The organism is Pseudomonas sp. QTF5 (assembly GCF_000512695.2).
Taxonomy (GTDB): domain Bacteria; phylum Pseudomonadota; class Gammaproteobacteria; order Pseudomonadales; family Pseudomonadaceae; genus Aquipseudomonas.
In genome coordinates, this window is sequence record NZ_AZRW02000016.1 from 59054 (window position 1) to 77849 (window position 18796).

The following is an 18796-nucleotide window of genomic DNA, read 5'->3' on the forward strand; positions in this document are numbered from 1 at the left end:
ACAGATTAAATGCCCCGCACGTCCCCCGCTCCGAATAGCCCGTCTACACTCGAAACATTCCCCCAAGCCATAACGAGACCGTTATGCCCAGATGGCCGACCGTGCTTTTTTTGCTGTCGCTGATGACCTGGACCGCAACGGCTGGCGCGTTGACTCTTACCGACGAAGAACGTAGCTGGCTGACGGCTCACCCGGAATTGCGCCTGGGCGTGGACGCGTCCTGGCCGCCGTTTGAGTTTCGCGACGAACACGGGCGTTATCAGGGCCTGGCAGCGGACTACATCAACGTCATCCGTCAACGGCTGGCCATCAAACTCACGCCCATCGAACCGGTCAGCTGGACCGAAGTCTTGCAGCAGGCCAAAAAAGGCAAACTAGACATCTTGCCGGGCATCATGTCGACTCCCGAGCGCCAGACGTATCTGTCGTTCACCCGCCCCTATCTCGACTTTCCGATAGTCATTCTGGCTCACGTCGGAGGCCCCCAACCGCGCAAACTCGAAGACCTGTACGGGCTTAAGATCGCCGTGGTGGAAAACTACGCCCCCCATGAACTATTGCGCACCCACCATCCCGACCTGAATCTGGTGGCGATGCCCAATGTCAGCTCGGCGCTGCAGGCGCTGGCCACCGACGCCGTGGACGCCGTAGTGGGCGATCTCGCTTCCAGTGTCTGGAGCCTGCGCCAACTCAAGCTCGACGGGCTCTACGTCAGCGGTGAAACACCCTATCGCTACCAATTGGCGATGGCCGTGCCTCCGAACAATAAGCTGCTGGTCAGCATCCTGGACAAAGTCCTGGCAGACATGACCCCGAGTGAAATCAGTGCAATCCAGGAACATTGGATCGGTAACGTCCTGGACCATCGAACCTTCTGGCTCGACGTACTGATTTACGGCCTGCCAGGATTACTGTTTCTGATGATCGTGCTGGCCGTGGTTATCCGGATCAACCGCCGACTCAGCTCGGAAATTGCCCGTCGGGTCGCTCTGGAACAGGAGCTGCGCAGCAGCGAATACCATTACCGCGGCCTGGTGGAGAGTCTTTCGGCCATCGCCTGGGAAGCGCGGATCAGCGATTACACCTACAGCTACGTGTCACCCCATGCTCAGGATCTCCTTGGTTATCCCCTGCCCCATTGGCTGATTCCGGGTTTCTGGCGCAACATCATCCACCCCGCGGACCTGACCCGGGCCCAAACCTTCTGCGACCGTGAAGTGGCGGCCGGGCGCGATCACAGCGTCGATTACCGAGTCATCACCGCTGACGGCCGCTGCCTTTGGGTTCGCGATATCGTCAGCCTGATCGAGCACGCCCATGAACCGGTACTGCGCGGGCTGATGATCGACATCAGCGAAGCCAAGCGTACCGAAGAGGCGCTGCGCCTCTCGGAACAGAAGTTTGCTTCGGTGTTCCAGCAATGCCCGGATATTCTAGTGATCGCGCGGCTTTGCGACGGTTGTCTGCTGGAAGTCAACGAAGCGTTCGAGGAACAGATCGGCCTCAAGGCCGAAGACGTCATAGGCCAGACCGCCACCGATCTGAATATCTGGGGCGTACCCGGCGTGGGACCGGGTTTGTTGCAGCGCTTGCAGGCCGGCAGCATCCGCAATTTGGAGATGCCCTTTCGCCGCAGCAATGGCCAGGTGTTTACCGGCCTGATTTCCGCCGAGCCTTTCGATCTCGATACGACCCCGGCCCTGGTGGTCGTCGTGCGGGACATCAGTCAGCTCAAGGAAACCCAGCAACAACTGCAAACCTCCGAAGAGAAATTCGCCAAGGCCTTTCATGCTTCCCCCGACGGTTTGCTGCTGTCCCGGCAGAGCGACGGTTTGTTGTTGGAAGTCAACGAAGGTTTCAGCCGCATTACCGGTTTCAACAGCGCAATGTCCGTGGATCGGTCGGCCCTGGACCTGGGGATCTGGGTCAACCTCAACGAACGCAAGCAGATGCTCGAGCTATTGCACCGGGATGGCTTCGTCCGTGACTTCGGTTGCCACATCCGCCGCAAAGACGGGCAAATCCGGCTTTGTGAGGTTTCAAGCCGGCCGTTGCCCATCGGCGATGAGGACTGCATGCTGACCATCGCCCGGGACATTACCGAGCGGCACCTGATGCAGGAGAAATTGCAACAGGCCGCCACGGTGTTCGAGAGCACCGCCGAGGGTGTATTGATCACCGACACCCAACAGCACATCAGTGCAGTTAATCGTGCATTCACCGAAATCACTGGCTACAGCGAGACAGAAGCATTGGGCCACACCCCTCGCCTGCTCGCCTCGGGCCTGCACGACAGCGCATTTTATGCGGCGATGTGGCATCAGTTGACCGCCGACGGTCATTGGCAAGGCGAGATTTCCAACCGGCGCAAGAATGGCGAGCTCTACCCGAGCTGGCTGACCATCAGCGCGGTGCGCAACCGGGACAACTTCATCACCCACTTTGTTGCGGTGTTCGCAGACATTTCCAGCCTCAAACACGCTCAGGCCAAACTCGACTACCAGGCGCATCACGACCCGCTGACCGGTCTGCCAAACCGCACGCTGTTCGAGAGCCGGCTGCTGACCGCGCTGAACAGCCAGCAGGAAAACGGCGGCCAGGGCGCGGTGCTGTTCCTCGATCTGGACCGCTTCAAACACATTAACGACAGCCTCGGTCACCCGGTCGGCGATCTGCTGCTCAAAGGCATCGCCGTGCGCCTCAAGGAGCAACTGCGCGATATCGATACCGTGGCGCGCTTGGGTGGCGACGAATTCATCATCCTGCTCCCCGGCCTGCAACAGTCCAGCGATGCCGACAACATTGCCACCAAGCTCCTCAATTGCTTCTCCGCCCCTTTCCAGGCCGGTGAGCACGAGTTTTTCATCAGCGCCAGCATTGGCACCAGCCTGTACCCCAAAGACGGCTGCGACGTCGCCACGCTGGTCAAGAACGCCGACGCCGCGATGTATCGCTCCAAGGCCAAGGGCCGCAACCGGGTTGAAAGCTACACCCGCGACCTCACCGCCCAAGCCAGCGAGCGCGTGGCGCTGGAACATGAACTGCGGCGTGCCATCGAGCGCAATGAGCTGTTTTTGTACTACCAGCCCAAAATCAGTCTGGACGATCATCGAGTGGTCGGTGCCGAAGCGCTGATTCGCTGGCATCATCCCACCTTCGGCGATGTACCTCCCGAGCACTTCATTCCCCTGGCCGAAGAAAACGGCATGATCCTGCAAATCGGCGATTGGGTACTTGAGACCGCCTGCCGACAGATGTACGAGTGGAATCAGGTCTATAAGTGCCTGGGCCCACTCTCAGTCAACCTTGCGGGTGCGCAACTGCGCCAACCGAACCTGCTCGGCCGGATCGAGCAATTGCTCAAGGACAACCACCTCAAACCCGATCTCCTGCAGCTGGAGATCACCGAAAACTTCATCATGAGCCAAGCCGAAGAAGCGCTGACGGTGCTGCATCAACTCAAACGCCTGGGTGTGCAACTGGCGATCGACGATTTCGGCACCGGCTATTCGTCCCTGAGCTACCTCAAACGCCTGCCGCTGGACATCCTCAAGATCGATCAATCCTTCGTCCGCGGCCTGCCGGACGACCCACACGACGCGGCAATTGTTCGTGCAATCATTGCACTGGGCCGCAGCATGCAATTCACGGTCATCGCCGAGGGCGTCGAAACCCTGGCGCAGCAGCAATTCCTGACTTCGGAGGGCTGTGAACAGATCCAGGGGTACATCGTCAGCCTGCCCTTGCCACCGGACGAATTCGCCGCGACGTTTCTTCATACAGCCATATTGGATTTTTCGGATAGCACAGCCGAGAAACCATCGCTATAATCCGCGGCCTACTGAGGGCCTATAGCTCAGTTGGTTAGAGCAGGGGACTCATAATCCCTTGGTCGTAGGTTCGAGTCCTACTGGGCCCACCAAACAAGAAAGCCGCGCAAATGCGCGGCTTTTTCGTGTCTGTCGTTCAGGTTTTCCTAACGCTTTTTAGGCACTTTTCAGGCCCAAACACTCAACGATGGAATGGCCTGCACTGACCGCAGCCGTTCAAGCATTTCACCCGTCAACACGACCTCATAGGTATCCGCCGGCCTACCCCATTGCTCCACAATGACCATGCCGTCTACCAGCGCCGCGCCCAATCCGGTAATCGTATCGGCCAATGCCTCTACGATTTGTTGAGTCCGCAACCACACACGATCAGTAATCTCTTTAAGCTCGGCAGTTATGCGCTCGGACGACGCTGTATCCGTATCGGGGTAGGCGATATTGCGCAGCAAGTGCCGTAACTCTCTTATTTTTGCGTAGTCCTGTTCCGCTCCAAACTCGCCTTTCAGGATTACTCCCGCTGCCTGCTCATTGACGTGTTTCTTGGGAGAATGCTTTGAGAGCAATGTCTGCGCCATAGCTCCGGCGAAGAGAACCATCATCCGACGTTCCAAATGTTCCTTCATTGCTTCGATCGACGAAATTGACCGTGCCAAAGTAATGGAAGCCCCCCCATGGTGCGTCAAGCCCATGGTGACTTTCAGGGTCACATCACCCGTTTCAAAGCCCAGGGCTCGGGCGACTACGTAGTGCCCCATTTCGTGATTCGCGATCTGCAGTGCATAGTCTCGCAGAGCCGCAGGCATGCTCTTCATTTCGATCCCCTCGCTTCACAGCCCTTGGTGCGCATTCGACTACGAGTGACAATTTGTGTCCATCCAATTAACCCGTTGAGGGCATGGAGTGCCTGTAATATGCCTGCCCATTGCTCTGTACCGCTGGAGATGCCCCTTTGCCTGACACTCGCCCGCCTGTTCTCGACGAAATCGACCGCCAATTGATCGCGGCCCTGCAGATCAATGCCCGTGAAAGTGTAGCCATGCTCGCCCGCCAACTGGGTATCGCCCGCACCACCGTCACTTCACGCCTGGCGCGGCTGGAAAAGGCCAAAGTGATCACCGGTTACGGTGTGCGCCTGGGTCAGCGCGTGGTGGATGGAGGCTTGCAGGCCTATGTCGGGATCACCGTGCAACCGCGCTCCGGCAAGGAAGTGCTGCGTCGTCTTAGTGCCATGGCGCAGGTTCAGCAGTTGTGTGCGGTGAGTGGTGAATTTGATTATGTGGCGTGGTTGCGCACTGATTCGCCGGAGCAACTTGATCAGTTGCTGGATCAGATTGGCAGTGTGGATGGCGTGGAGAAGACGACGACTTCGATTATTTTGAGTAGCAAGATTGATCGGGGGCAACCGGTTTGAGTTTCAACCGTTATTCTTCATTGTCTGATCAGGCCTCATCGCGTGCAGGCTCGCACATTGAACATTGTGTAGCAATGTATCGTCATATTGATCAGATAATTAGCAAAACGACGACACATTGCGTCTTATTAACGTGTTCTACGCTCTCTAGAATGGCTGCCATCTTTTCCTATACTCAGACGCGTACTCTGCGTCAGGTCGCCAGCAAGGTCAGCCATGAACAAGAACAATCGCCATCCTGCAGACGGTAAAAAACCGGTCACCGTTTTCGGCCCGGACTTTCCTTTCGCCTTCGACGACTGGATCGAACACCCGGCCGGGCTGGGCAGCATTCCCGCGCAAAATCACGGCGCCGAGGTGGCGATTGTCGGGGCAGGCATTGCAGGTCTGGTGGCCGCCTACGAATTGATGAAGCTGGGCCTCAAACCCGTCGTCTATGAAGCCTCGAAAATGGGTGGTCGTCTGCGCTCCCAAGCGTTCAATGGCGCTGAAGGCATTATTGCCGAGCTAGGCGGAATGCGTTTCCCGGTGTCGTCTACCGCGTTTTATCACTACGTCGACAAGCTCGGCCTCCAGACCAAGCCCTTCCCGAACCCACTGACACCTGCGTCAGGCAGCACCGTGATCGATCTGGAAGGCAAAACTCATTACGCACAGAAATTGGCGGATCTTCCTGCACTGTTCCAGGAAGTCGCTGATGCCTGGGCGGATGCTCTGGAAGCGGGCTCGCAGTTCTCCGATATCCAGCAAGCGATCCGCGACCGTGACGTGCCGCGCCTCAAGGAACTGTGGAACACCTTGGTGCCGCTGTGGGACGACCGCACGTTCTACGATTTCGTTGCCACCTCCGAAGCCTTCGCCAAGCTCTCGTTCCATCACCGCGAAGTGTTCGGCCAAGTCGGTTTCGGCACCGGCGGCTGGGACTCGGACTTCCCCAACTCGATGCTGGAAATCTTCCGCGTGGTGATGACCAACTGCGACGATCATCAGCACCTGGTGGTCGGCGGCGTGGAACAAGTGCCGCTGGGCATCTGGCGCCATGTGCCGGAACGATGCGTGCACTGGCCTGAAGGCACCAGCCTCAGTTCGCTGCACAGCGGCGCGCCGCGCTCCGGCGTGAAAAAAATTGCCCATGCACCGAACGGGCGTTTTACCGTTACCGATAACTACGGCGACACACGTGAATACGCGGCCGTACTGACCACCTGCCAGAGCTGGCTGCTGACCACCCAGATCGAATGCGACGAAAGCCTGTTCTCGCAAAAGATGTGGATGGCCCTGGACCGCACCCGCTACATGCAATCGTCGAAGACGTTCGTGATGGTCGATCGCCCATTCTGGAAAGACAAGGACCCTGAAACCGGTCGCGACCTGATGAGCATGACCCTCACCGATCGCCTGACCCGTGGCACCTATCTCTTCGACAACGGCGACGACAAGCCCGGTGTCATCTGCCTGTCGTACTCGTGGATGAGCGATGCGCTGAAAATGCTCCCGCACCCGGTGGAAAAACGCGTGAAGCTGGCACTGGACGCGCTGAAGAAGATCTATCCGAAAGTCGACATCGCCGCGCGGATCATCGGCGATCCGATCACCGTGTCGTGGGAAGCCGACCCGCATTTCCTCGGGGCCTTCAAAGGCGCCCTGCCCGGTCACTACCGCTACAACCAGCGCATGTACGCGCACTTCATGCAGGACGACATGCCGCCCGAGCAGCGCGGGATTTTCATCGCCGGCGACGACGTTTCGTGGACGCCGGCCTGGGTCGAAGGCGCGGTGCAGACCTCGCTCAACGCGGTGTGGGGGATCATGAAACACTTCGGCGGTGAAACTCACGCCGAAAACCCGGGTCCAGGAGATGTGTTCAACGAAATCGGGCCGATCGCCCTGCCCGAGTAAGAGGAATCCGAAATGCGCGTAGCCCTTTACCAATGTCCACCGCTGCCCCTGGATGTCGCAGGTAATCTGCAACGCCTGCATCAACTGGCGCTGGAGGCCAAGGGCGCAGACTTGCTGGTGCTGCCAGAGATGTTCCTGACCGGCTACAACATCGGCATCGATGCGGTCAGCGTGCTGGCGGAGGTGCACAACGGTGAGTCGGCGCAGCAAATCGCGCGCATCGCCAAAGCGACGGGGATCGCCATTTTGTATGGCTACCCGGAGCGTACCGAAGACGGGCAGATCTATAACGCCGTGCAGTTGATCGACGCCAATGGCGAGCGGTTGTGCAACTACCGCAAGACTCACTTGTTCGGCGACCTCGATCACTCGATGTTCAGCGCCGGGCCGGATGAGTTTCCGCTGGTTGAACTCAACGGCTGGAAGCTTGGCTTTTTGATCTGCTACGACCTGGAGTTCCCGGAAAACGCCCGGCGTCTGGCCTTGGCCGGTGCCGAGCTGATTCTGGTGCCGACGGCGAACATGATTCCCTACGACTTCATCGCCGACGTCACCGTCCGCGCACGCGCCTTCGAAAACCAGTGTTATGTGGCTTACGCCAACTACTGCGGGAACGAAGGCGAGATCCAGTATTGCGGCCAAAGCAGCATCGCCGCGCCGGATGGTAGCCGCATCGCCCAGGCCGGACTTGATGAAGCGCTGATTGTCGGTGAACTGGATCGTCAGCTGATGATCGATTCTCGCGCCGCCAATCGTTACTTCCTCGATCGCCGTCCCGAGCTATACGGCGAGCTGAACAAGCCCTAATCCGCTAGCATTAGCGCTTCTCTGTTCTGGAAGTGCTCATGCCTGCGCTGAATCACCCTCGCCTCCACACTGAAACCCTCGCCAACGGCCTGCGGGTGACGCTGCGTCATGCTCCCGATTTGAAGCGCTGCGCCGCCGCATTGCGGGTCGCTGCCGGCAGTCACGACGTGCCACTGGCCTGGCCGGGGCTGGCGCACTTTCTTGAGCATTTGCTGTTCCTGGGTACAGAGCGCTTTCCCGCAGAGCAAGGGCTGATGGCCTACGTACAAGGTCATGGCGGGCAGGTGAATGCGCGAACCAGCGAACGTACGACGGACTTCTTTTTCGAGCTGCCGCCTCAGGCGTTTAAGGGCGGACTTGAGCGTCTGTCAGACATGCTCGCTCATCCGCGTATGAATCCGGACGATCAGCGGCGGGAACGGGAAGTGCTGCACGCCGAATTTGTCGCCTGGTCGCGGGATGCGACAGCCCAGCAGCAGTTCGCGCTGTTTGATGGACTCTCGGCGGCTCATCCGTTACGGGCGTTTCATGCGGGAAACCGTTACAGCCTGCCGGTTCCGCAGCCCGAATTTCAGCAAGCGTTGAAGGACTTCTATCAGCAGTTTTACCAGACTGGGCAGATGATGCTGAGCCTGGCCGGGCCACAGAGTCTCGATGAGTTGAAGGTGATGGCGCAGGCGTTTTCCGCTGCCATTACCCCCGGTGAAAAAGTCCCTCAGACAAAGCCCACCCTGTTGATGGATTCTTCAGACAATAGTTATCAACAGGCTGGAGAACGTCGGCTGGATCTGCTGTTCGCCTTCGAAGTACTGCCCGACTCATCGCCCGAAGCACTGGCGTTCCTGTGCCATTGGTTGAACGCCGCAAAACCCGGCGGCCTGTTGGCGCAGCTGCGAGAGCATGGGATGGCGGACAACCTGAAAGCCGCGCCGCTCTATCACTACGCCGGCCAAGCCTTGCTGCACATCGAATTCACACGACCCGCCCAACCGGCCAACGTAATCCGCGAACGGCTTCTGGATTGGCTGGGCTTCTTTGCCTCCCAGCAGAATTGGGCCGAATTGCGCGAAGAATATGCAGCCCTGCTGCAGCGCCAACAGCAAGTCAGCAGCGCCTTGCAACTGGCCCAGCGAGACAGCGAACAACTTGAACTCGGACTATCCGAACAGGGCGTTGTCGCCCTCAAGGCAATCCTCAAACAAATCGGCGCTGTGGATAACTGCACCGGCCAGTGGCAAATGCCGACCCCCAACCCGTTTTTGCGCGCCGAGACGCCAGCCTCGAATGCCGGACTGATTCGCGGCCAGACCAGCGCCCATCGCGGCCTGCGGACTTTTGCCCAGGATCGCTCACGCAGTCGCCGCGAACGATCGCCGATGCAGTTCAGTCAGACATTGCCGGATAACACCGATGAGGGTGCGGTTTATCTGCGCTGGCGCCTGGAATTCGCCCCTCACAGCCGCCTTCAGTCGAATCTGGAAAACAGCCTGCGGATGCTGCGCGAAGATGCGCGTCAGGCCGGTGTCGACTTTTCCTTCAGCGCATCGGGCAATGAATGGCTGCTGAAGATGACGGGCTTGCAGGAACCGATGCCGACAGTCCTCGAACATGCGCTGAAAGAACTGACAAAACCTGATGCCGATTTCTCACAGGAAGAGCCGGCGTCCATTGCATTGATGCCGATTCGACAATTGCTCAAGGCACTGCCCGATCTATGCCTTGAGCACACCGTGGCCTCAGATAACCTACAACAACTCTGGTCGAGCGCGCGTTGGGATGGCCTGGCGACAGGCCTGTCTGCCCAGACCCAAGCGGCGATGGGGTTTGCCTTGAGTCGTATTCCCGGCACTGCGGACAGTCAACTGACGCCGCCTCCGTCGATTCGCTCGCAGCATCTGTGGAACTCCGTCGATACCGGCTCCAGCGAACACGCGCTGTTACTCTTTTGTCCGACGGCAACCCATGACATCACCGATGAAGCCGCCTGGCGGTTGCTCGGGCACGTATGCCAGACGCCGTTCTACCAGCGCCTACGGGTGGAGTTGCAACTCGGTTACGCCGTGTTCAGCGGACTACGCCAGATAAACGGTCAGACCGGGCTGCTTTTCGGTGTGCAATCACCGAGCGTCGCGCCTCTGGATTTGCTGGAGCACATCGAACAGTTCCTCAGCGAATTGGAAGGGATGATCGAAAGCATTGATGAAGCGACCTTCATCGCTCAGCGCCAAACGCTGGCCGATCAATTCGACAACACCGCCCTGCCCAACGCCCAGGCCGCCGAGCTGCTCTGGCAAGGCAAACTGGCCGGCCATTCGTCTGATTACCTGAAGCGTCTGCCTCAGGCAGTTCTGATGATCGACCGTGAAGCCTTGCTGGCGGCGGCACAACGACTGAATCGGGCCGACGGCGGATGGCGCTGTCTGGCCAGCGGGCCTTGTTCCGGGGCGCCTTGGCAAGTGGCAAAATGATCATTACCGGTGCTGCAATTAGCTTTCTCAAAGATTCGTGGCCAATCGCTCTGTAATTTTGAGTAACATAGCCGCCTAACTATCTGAACATCTCCGGCTGGAGGTGGACTATATGTATAGGTCTCAACTGTCCCATCCACCTGAAGGAGCGCTTCTATGTCCTGGTCCAAACCTGCTTACACCGACCTGCGTATCGGCTTCGAAGTCACCATGTACTTCGCAAGCCGCTAAGCTCTGCCGTCTGGTAGAGAATGCAGTGCTACGCCTCGGCTCGCCGGGGCGTTTTTATTTTCAGCTTTCAATGATGGAGCGGCCATGTTTGTCCAGATTCTAGGTTCCGCCGCCGGCGGCGGTTTCCCCCAGTGGAACTGCAACTGCGTGAACTGCGCAGGTTTTCGCGACGGCAGCCTGCGGGCCGAGGCGCGCACCCAATCGTCCATCGCAATTTCCGATGACGGCGTGAATTGGGTGCTGTGCAATGCATCGCCGGACATCCGCGCCCAGCTCCAGAACTTCGCTCCGATGCAGCCGGGTCGCGCCCTGCGTGATACCGGTATCAGTGCAATCATCCTGATGGACAGCCAGATCGACCACACCACCGGCCTGCTCAGCCTGCGCGAAGGTTGCCCGCATCAGGTCTGGTGCACCGACATGGTCCACGAAGACCTGAGCACCGGTTTTCCGCTGTTCACCATGCTGACTCACTGGAATGGCGGGTTGAACTGGAACCGTATCGAACTCGATCAGCGCTTCACCGTCCCGGCCTGCCCGAACCTGCGCTTCACCCCGCTGCCCTTGCGCAGCGCCGCCCCACCGTATTCGCCGCATCGCTTCGACCCGCATCCGGGCGACAACATCGGCCTGATCGTCGAAGACCTGGGCACCGGCGGCAAACTGTTCTATGCACCGGGCCTGGGCAAGGTCGACGCATCGCTGATGAAGATCATGGCCAGCAGCGATTGCCTGCTGGTGGATGGCACGATGTGGGACGACGATGAAATGCAGCGCCGTGGTGTCGGCACGCGTACCGGCCGGGAGATGGGTCATCTGGCGCAGAACGGCCCTGGCGGCATGCTCGAAGTGCTGGAACAGTTGCCCAAGCAGCGCAAAGTACTTATCCACATCAACAATACCAACCCGATTCTCGATGAGGATTCGCCAGAGCGTGCGGAGTTGGTTCGGCGCGAGGTTGAAGTGGCGTATGACGGCATGAGTATTGTGTTGTAGCGGATGGCCTCTTCGCGAGCAAGCCCGCTCCCACATTGGATTTGTTGTGTACACGAGATCCCTGTGGGAGCGGGCTTGCTCGCGAAGACGTCAGACCAGACACCAAAGAATCCACCGGTTGTACCCGGAGAACCGCAATGACTGACACCGCAATGTCCCCCGCCGAATTCGAAGCGGCCCTGCGCGCCAAGGGCGCCTACTACCATATCTATCACCCGTATCACGTGGCGATGTATGAAGGCCGGGCGACCCGCGAGCAGATCCAGGGCTGGGTCGCCAACCGCTTTTACTATCAGGTGAACATCCCGCTCAAGGACGCCGCTATCCTGGCCAACTGCCCGGACCGCGAGATTCGTCGCGAGTGGATTCAGCGCCTGCTGGACCACGACGGCGCTCCCGGCGAAGAGGGCGGCATCGAAGCTTGGCTACGCCTCGGCCAAGCGGTCGGCCTCCACCCGGATCAACTGCGCTCTCAGGAATTGGTGCTGCCCGGCGTGCGTTTCGCCGTCGACGCCTACGTCAACTTTGCCCGCCGGGCCCGTTGGCAGGAAGCCGCCAGCAGTTCGCTGACCGAGCTGTTCGCGCCGCAAATCCACCAATCGCGCCTCGACAGTTGGCCGCAGCATTACCCGTGGATCGACCCGACCGGTTACGAATATTTCCGCACGCGTTTGGGCCAGGCGCGCCGGGATGTAGAGCATGGTCTGGCGATCACTTTGCAGCATTACACTACGCGGGAAGGTCAGGAGCGCATGCTGGAAATTCTCCAGTTCAAACTGGACATTCTTTGGAGCATGCTCGATGCCATGAGCATGGCCTACGAACTGAACCGCCCGCCGTACCACAGCGTGACCGAACAGCGGGTCTGGCATAAAGGAATCACCTTATGAGTTTCGATCGCAGCAAAACCCCGACATGGCGCACCGGCTACCGTTTCCAGTACGAACCGGCGCAAAAAGGCCATGTGCTGCTCTACCCGGAAGGCATGATCAAACTCAACGACAGCGCTGCGCTGATTGGCGGCTTGATTGATGGCCAGCGGGATGTCGCGGCGATCATCGCCGAATTGAACACGCAGTTCCCCGGCGTACCCGAGCTTGGTGAAGACATCGAGCAATTCATGGAGGTCGCCCGTGCTCAGCACTGGATCGAACTTGCCTGATTCCGTGTCAGACAAGTTACCGCCCAAGCCTGAAATCGGCCTGCCACTGTGGTTGCTGGCCGAACTGACGTATCGCTGCCCGCTGCAATGCCCGTACTGCTCCAATCCGCTGGATTTCGCCGAGCAAGGCAAAGAGTTGACCACCGAGCAGTGGATCAAGGTATTTCGCGAAGCCCGGGAGATGGGCGCGGCGCAGCTGGGTTTTTCCGGCGGTGAGCCGCTGGTGCGCCAAGACCTCGCCGAGCTGATCGCCGAGGCGCGCAAGCTGGGTTTCTACACCAACCTGATCACCTCCGGTATTGGTCTCACCGAGCAGAAAATCAGCGACTTCAAGAAGGCCGGTCTAGACCACATCCAAATCAGTTTTCAAGCCAGCGACGAGCAAGTGAACAACCTGCTGGCCGGCTCAAAAAAAGCCTTCGCGCAAAAGCTCGAAATGGCTCGCGCGGTGAAGGCTCACGGCTACCCGATGGTGCTGAACTTCGTCACCCATCGGCACAACATCGACAAGATCGACCGGATCATCGAGCTGTGCATCGCCCTTGAGGCGGACTTCGTCGAACTCGCGACGTGCCAGTTCTACGGCTGGGCCCAGCTCAATCGGGTTGGCCTGTTGCCGACCGAAGAGCAATTGGTTCGCGCCGAACGCATCACCAACGAATACCGCGCAAAACTTGCAGCCGAAGGGCATCCGTGCAAGCTGATTTTCGTTACGCCGGACTATTACGAAGAACGTCCGAAAGCCTGCATGAACGGTTGGGGCAGTATTTTTCTGACCGTCACACCCGACGGAACCGCCCTGCCCTGTCATGGTGCCCGACAGATGCCGGTGCAATTTCCCAACGTGCGCGACCACAGCATGCAGCACATCTGGTACGACTCGTTCGGCTTCAACCGCTTTCGCGGTTACGACTGGATGCCCGAGCCGTGCCGCTCCTGCGACGAGAAAGAAAAGGACTTCGGCGGCTGCCGCTGTCAGGCGTTCATGCTCACGGGTGACGCGAGCAACGCCGACCCGGTGTGCAGCAAGTCGGAACATCACGGCGTGATTCTCAAGGCCCGCGAAGAAGCCGAACACGCGACCCAGACCATTGAACAACTGGCCTTTCGCAATGAACGAAACTCACGCCTCATCGCCAAAAACTGAACCCTTGAGCGCCGCCAGGGCTGTGGCGGCCGGCATCGACTTCGCCGAGCTGCAAGTCGGCAAGCATGGCCTGTTCTGGAACGAGTACCGCCCCGAGGACGCCGCCTGTCGAATCTGGCAGTGGCGCGATGGTCAGGCTCGTTGCCTGACGCCGCCCACGTTCAGTGTGCGCAGCCGGGTGTACGAATATGGCGGCGGTGCGTTTTGTCTGACCGATGACGGGCTTGTTTTCGTCAACGAGTCAGACCAGCAACTGTACCGGCAATCGCTTACGGGTGAGGCGCCTGAGGTGCTGACTTCAAGTGAATGCCGCTACGGCGATTTGCACTTCGCCAACGGACAAGTACTGGCGGTGGAAGAGAACCGTGATCGACATCGCCTGGTGGCTATCGATCTGGCTGACGGCCAACGTCATCTGCTGGCCGAAAGTGCCGATTTCTACGCGGCTCCGACCCTCAGTCCTGACGGTCGACGTCTGGCCTGGATCGAGTGGAATCGCCCGGATCAACCCTGGACCGCCACTCGCCTGATGGCTGCCGAACGCCGGAGCGATCACACCTTTTCGCAGCCGCGCTGTGTGGCGGGTGACGGTACCCAGGAGTCACTGCAACAACCTCGATTCGATGACAGCGGTCGTTTATTTTGTCTGACGGATCGCGGCGGCTTCTGGCAGCCATGGATGGAATCGGCCAACGGTCTGAGTCCGCTCCCAAGCGCTGCAGCTGATCATGGACCGGCGCCTTGGCAATTGGGTGGTTGCACCTGGTTGCCGTTGGGCGAAGACAGTTATCTGGCGAGTTGGACCGAGGGCGGTTTTGGTCGACTGGGGCTTTGCCATGGCGATGGCTCCTGTGACGATTTCACTGGCGACTACAGCCGCTTCCGCCATCTCGCACAGGATGAACAGTTCATCTACTGCATCGCCGCTTCGCCGGTCAGTTCGTCGGCGGTGATTGCCATTGACCGCCAGAACCGGCAGGTGAAGACGCTCGCCGGCGGGGTTGCACCCTTACCCGACGAACAGATCAGCCGCCCGCAAACCCTGCGCTATCCAAGCGGTTCGGGCGAGGCTCACGGTTTCTTCTACCCGGCGATGACCGGCGACACGAAACCGCCATTGGTGGTGTTCGTTCACGGCGGCCCGACTTCGGCCTGCTACCCGATGTTCGACCCGCGGATCCAGTATTGGGCACAACGCGGCTTCGCCGTGGCCGACCTCAATTACCGAGGTAGCAGCGGCTATGGCCGCGCTTATCGCCAGGCATTGCATTTGAGCTGGGGCGATGTGGATGTGGAAGATGCCTGTGCGGTGGTCGCCTACCTCGCCGAACGTGGACTGATCGACGGCGACAAGGCGTTTATCCGTGGAGGCAGCGCCGGTGGCTACACCACGTTGTGCGCACTGGCCTTTCACAAGGTCTTTCGTGCAGGTGCCAGCCTGTATGGCGTCAGCGATCCCGTTGCGCTAGGCCGCGCCACCCACAAGTTCGAAGGTGATTATCTGGACTGGTTGATCGGCGACCCCGTGCAGGACGCCGAACGCTACGCCGCGCGTACGCCATTGCTGCATGCGAACAACATCAGCGTTCCGGTGATTTTCTTTCAGGGTGAACTGGACGCCGTGGTGGTGCCGCAACAGACCCGCGACATGGTCAAGGCATTGCAGGACAACGGTATTCTGGTCGAAGCGCATTACTACGCGGATGAACGCCATGGCTTTCGCAAGGCCGGCAATCAGGCCCATGCGCTGGAGCAGGAGGGGTTGTTTTATCAAAGGGTGATGGCGCTCGCGGACTGAAACCGCGTCGCGCCCTTCGCGGGCAAGCCGCGCTCCTACGGGTATTTTGTTATCCCTGTAGGCGCGAGGCTTGCCCGCGAATGCTATTTACCTGACGCCGCAAATGTCAGCGCTTGGCGATGATGTACACCGCATGCACGATCCCCGGAATATAACCGCACAACGTCAGCAGAATGTTCAGCCAGAACGCCCCAGCGAAACCGACTTGCAGAAACACACCCAGGGGCGGCAACAGAATGGCGATGATGATTCGAATAAAGTCCATGGGGCAGCTCCTGATTGAAGTACGCTCTTGTGAATCCTACTGCTAATCGACCTGCGGCGTTCTTCAGGGTTCAGTTGTGGATTCGAACCACAGCCCCCTCCAAATACCTCGATGAAGACAAAAAAAAACGCCCCACGCCAATAGAATCAGGCATGGGGCGCTGCGTTATACCGCGGGACGGTTCGGGAATTCGTGTAGGACGGGTGTGATCAGACCGCAATACCTTTGCGGCACTGCAGTTGTGCGGTACGTACGCGGGAGAAAGCGCGGGCCAGGCGCAGGAGCATTTCGTCAATATTGGCTTTGCTGACGGTGAGGGCCGGGGTAAAGCGCAAGCAATCGGGTTGCGGGGCGTTGAGCAGCAATCCTTCGTACAGCGCAGCCTTGACTACGGCCTCAGCCGAATCGTCGGACAGATCAAGCCCCCAGAGCAGTCCTTGCCCGCGCAACTCACCGTGACCGTAGCGATGGGCCAAACGAATCAAGCCTTCACGCAGATGCTGACCAAGTTCCCGCACATGATCCAGAAGGCCCTCGCCCTGCACGTTGTCGAGGACGACAAGACCGGCCGCACTCATCAGGGCATTGCCATGATGGGTGCCGGTCAGTTCGCCGATTTCGAAACAACAGGCCTTTCCTCGCGCCAGTAATGCCGCCAAGGGCACGCCGCCGCCGAGCCCTTTGCCGAGCACGACGATATCTGCCCGCACGCTGTAGGACTGTTCGGCGAGCAAGGTGCCGCAACGACCGATGCCGGTTTGCACTTCGTCGAGTATCAGCAAGATGCCAAGTTCACGACACAGACGCTCGACCCCTTTGAGATAGTGCTCGGTGGCGGGAATCACTCCGGCCTCGCTCTGGATCGGCTCAAGCATGATCGCGACAGTCTGGGCGTCTACGGCCGCATGCAATGCTGGCAGGTCATTGAACGGGACATGACTGAAGCCCGGTAACTGTGGCTCAAATCGGTTGATCAGATTCGAACTGTCCGACGCTGAAATCGTCCCGAGACTACGGCCATGGCAACCTTTACTGGCAACGATGATCCGCGAAGCGCCGCCACGATATCGCTGGCCCCATTTGCGCGCCAACTTGATCGCCGCTTCACAGGCTTCGCTGCCACTGTTGAGCAGGTACGCCTGGTCACTGCCGGTGCTGCTACAGAGCCGTTCGGTGAGGTTGAGCATGCCACGGTTGTGTAAACCGAAGCCTGGGTTGATCAGCGACTGAGCCTGTTCCGAAATGGCTTTGACCAGTGCTGAAGGGCTATGTCCGAGGCTATTGGCGCCGCCACCCTGTGAGAAATCCAGATAAGCGCGGTCATCGCTGTCCCACAACCAGGATCCTTGGCCCCGCACGAAAATCTGCTTCGGTCGTTCGACACTGGGCATCAGGCACTCGCTGGAACAGTTGTCGCTTCCGGCCGGCAGGGATGCGCTCATCGCCAAGTCGTCAAGGCTCGGTGGTTTGCGTCGCAGGTTGAACAGATTCATCGGATAGAACCTCGTCGGAGGTTTTTTGCCTTGCTTATGTAAACACCATCGTCGTAAACGGTATTCATCGTGCGCTCCGGCCCCTGTAGGCCTTGTGAATGCGGTTAGACTAGGCTTAGGCAAGGCACTGAGCCATTTCGATTTCCCAGCATTTTCGATAAGTATTACTTATGGAATTCAAGCAACTGCGTTATTTCGTCGCGGTCTACGAAGAAGGCCACGTCGGTCGGGCCGCCGAGCGACTTTCAATCTCCCAACCAGCGTTGTCCCAGCAGATTCGCCAACTCGAAAAAAACCTCGATGTGAGCCTGTTCGAACGCAGCAGCAAACGTCTGTTGCCCACTCTGGCCGCCCATACGCTGTACAACCATGCCCTGCCCTTGCTCGATGGCCTGCAACGTACGCGCGAAGCGTTGGGCAACTTCAAGGGGAAGGCGCTGCGAACCTTGGCCATCGGCGTGCTGCAGACCGTCCATTCCAGCCTGGTGCCGCAAATGCTCGAACGCGTGCGCAAGGCACAGCCACATTTGGTGGTGCAGATCTATGAATTGACAGGCCTTGAAATTGAACGGCGACTGCTCAATGGTTCGCTGGACATCGGCATCGGTTACCTGCCACTTCGCCAGCCGGGTTTACATGGCGTGATGCTGTACGAAGATGAACTGACCCTTGTCATCCCGGCGGATCATCCACTGCGGGAATTCAAGAAAGTCTCCATGAGCCAGGCCGCTGAATTGCCGATGTTGCTGCTGGGTGAAGAGTTCCAGATACGACAGATCTGGCAGGCACAATTGGCCAACCTGGGACGTCGCCCGCAGGTGCAGGCTGAACTGAACAACATGGCGGGGATTCTCGACAGCCTGCCTCACACGCGATTGGCGACCGTTTTGCCTGGGCGCTCGCAAAATACCCATGACAACCCGAGACTATTGTGGAAACCATTGAGCGAGCCACGGGTGCCACTGAAAGTCGGATTAGTGTGTCGGGATGTGCAGCGTCAGCAAGCATCATTGGCTTTGTTGCAAACGTTGCTGGAAGAAGTGATGAGCCGCCCTGATGGGAACTTGATCAGCACTTGACCCACCAACTGAGCTGAGACTTTTCTGCGTACAAAAGAAAACCCCGCCGAAGCGGGGCTTTGCAGACTGTTTCCCTGACATCCATTTCACTCCGCCGTCCTGGCAGAATCCTACGTGTCCGTGTTGTTGCTTTGCGCTTCCTGCGCGACGTCCATGTGAAGTAGATTAGCTCTGGATCCAATCTTCGCCTATGGGAAAACAGCAGCACGT

The 18796-nt window shown here is 58.9% G+C and carries 15 protein-coding genes and 1 tRNA gene; 13 read left to right on the forward strand and 3 right to left on the reverse strand.

Translation table 11 applies throughout. From position 1 onward, the window contains the following. Positions 1–83 precede the first annotated feature (83 nt). Both IC37_RS14830 and IC37_RS14835 read left to right on the forward strand, forming a co-directional pair. Positions 84–3830, forward strand: a complete 3747-nt coding sequence (locus IC37_RS14830; RefSeq protein WP_030129991.1) for a bifunctional diguanylate cyclase/phosphodiesterase — start codon at positions 84–86, stop codon at positions 3828–3830. 15 nt (positions 3831–3845) lie between these two features. Further along, positions 3846–3922 (forward strand) — tRNA-Ile (locus IC37_RS14835). A 75-nt stretch (positions 3923–3997) separates the two neighbouring features. Here the strand turns inward: IC37_RS14835 and IC37_RS14840 are convergent. Beyond that, entirely contained in the window at positions 3998–4642 is a 645-nt protein-coding gene (locus tag IC37_RS14840) for a peptidase M41 (RefSeq protein ID WP_030129990.1), read from the reverse strand. A gap of 137 nt (positions 4643–4779) precedes the next feature. Between IC37_RS14840 and IC37_RS14845 the strand changes: the two genes are divergently transcribed. The 10 genes from IC37_RS14845 (at position 4780) to IC37_RS14890 (ending at position 15749) form a co-directional block, all read left to right on the forward strand. Next, positions 4780–5241 (forward strand): Lrp/AsnC family transcriptional regulator, encoded by a 462-nt coding sequence (locus IC37_RS14845; RefSeq protein WP_007980298.1) that lies wholly within the window; start codon positions 4780–4782, stop codon positions 5239–5241. A gap of 216 nt (positions 5242–5457) precedes the next feature. Beyond that, entirely contained in the window at positions 5458–7140 is a 1683-nt protein-coding gene (locus tag IC37_RS14850; protein WP_030129989.1) for an NAD(P)/FAD-dependent oxidoreductase, read from the forward strand. Between the two features lie 12 nt (positions 7141–7152). Next, complete coding sequence (locus tag IC37_RS14855) at positions 7153–7947, forward strand: carbon-nitrogen hydrolase family protein (RefSeq protein ID WP_030129988.1); 795 nt, start codon at positions 7153–7155, stop codon at positions 7945–7947. A 38-nt stretch (positions 7948–7985) separates the two neighbouring features. Beyond that, positions 7986–10415 (forward strand): pyrroloquinoline quinone biosynthesis protein PqqF, encoded by a 2430-nt coding sequence (gene pqqF, locus IC37_RS14860; protein WP_030129987.1) that lies wholly within the window; start codon positions 7986–7988, stop codon positions 10413–10415. Positions 10416–10571: 156 nt separating this feature from the next. Beyond that, entirely contained in the window at positions 10572–10646 is a 75-nt protein-coding gene (pqqA, locus tag IC37_RS14865) for a pyrroloquinoline quinone precursor peptide PqqA (RefSeq protein ID WP_009045898.1), read from the forward strand. An 84-nt stretch (positions 10647–10730) separates the two neighbouring features. Further along, positions 10731–11642 carry a pyrroloquinoline quinone biosynthesis protein PqqB gene (gene pqqB, locus IC37_RS14870; RefSeq protein ID WP_030129986.1) on the forward strand — a complete coding sequence of 304 codons (912 nt, stop codon included), beginning with the start codon at positions 10731–10733 and terminating at the stop codon, positions 11640–11642. Between the two features lie 137 nt (positions 11643–11779). Next, complete coding sequence (pqqC, locus tag IC37_RS14875; protein WP_030129985.1) at positions 11780–12532, forward strand: pyrroloquinoline-quinone synthase PqqC; 753 nt, start codon at positions 11780–11782, stop codon at positions 12530–12532. Next, positions 12529–12804, forward strand: coding sequence for a pyrroloquinoline quinone biosynthesis peptide chaperone PqqD (pqqD, locus tag IC37_RS14880; protein WP_030129984.1), 276 nt, complete (start codon positions 12529–12531; stop codon positions 12802–12804). Before pqqC ends, pqqD begins: the two co-directional genes overlap by 4 nt. A gap of 4 nt (positions 12805–12808) precedes the next feature. Continuing rightward, positions 12809–13951 carry a pyrroloquinoline quinone biosynthesis protein PqqE gene (gene pqqE / locus IC37_RS14885; protein ID WP_177409400.1) on the forward strand — a complete coding sequence of 381 codons (1143 nt, stop codon included), beginning with the start codon at positions 12809–12811 and terminating at the stop codon, positions 13949–13951. Next, positions 13917–15749 carry a S9 family peptidase gene (locus IC37_RS14890; RefSeq protein WP_030129982.1) on the forward strand — a complete coding sequence of 611 codons (1833 nt, stop codon included), beginning with the start codon at positions 13917–13919 and terminating at the stop codon, positions 15747–15749. The genes pqqE and IC37_RS14890 overlap by 35 nt, the downstream gene beginning before the upstream one ends. 106 nt (positions 15750–15855) lie before the next feature. On the opposite strand, the gene IC37_RS14895 is transcribed toward IC37_RS14890, so the two are convergent. Together IC37_RS14895 and IC37_RS14900 are read right to left on the reverse strand one after the other, a co-directional pair. Next, positions 15856–16014: a YqaE/Pmp3 family membrane protein gene (locus tag IC37_RS14895; protein WP_007904205.1), complete on the reverse strand. Its 159-nt coding sequence runs from the start codon at positions 16012–16014 to the stop codon at positions 15856–15858. A gap of 209 nt (positions 16015–16223) precedes the next feature. Continuing rightward, the gene (locus tag IC37_RS14900; RefSeq protein WP_030129981.1) at positions 16224–17507 is read right to left on the reverse strand and encodes an aspartate aminotransferase family protein; all 1284 of its coding nucleotides are present in this window, start codon (positions 17505–17507) and stop codon (positions 16224–16226) included. A gap of 170 nt (positions 17508–17677) precedes the next feature. On the opposite strand from IC37_RS14900, the gene IC37_RS14905 reads away from it, so the two are divergent. Continuing rightward, a complete protein-coding gene (locus IC37_RS14905) occupies positions 17678–18586 on the forward strand; it encodes a LysR family transcriptional regulator (protein WP_030129980.1) in 909 nt (302 codons plus the stop codon). The last annotated feature ends 210 nt before the right edge of the window (positions 18587–18796 follow it).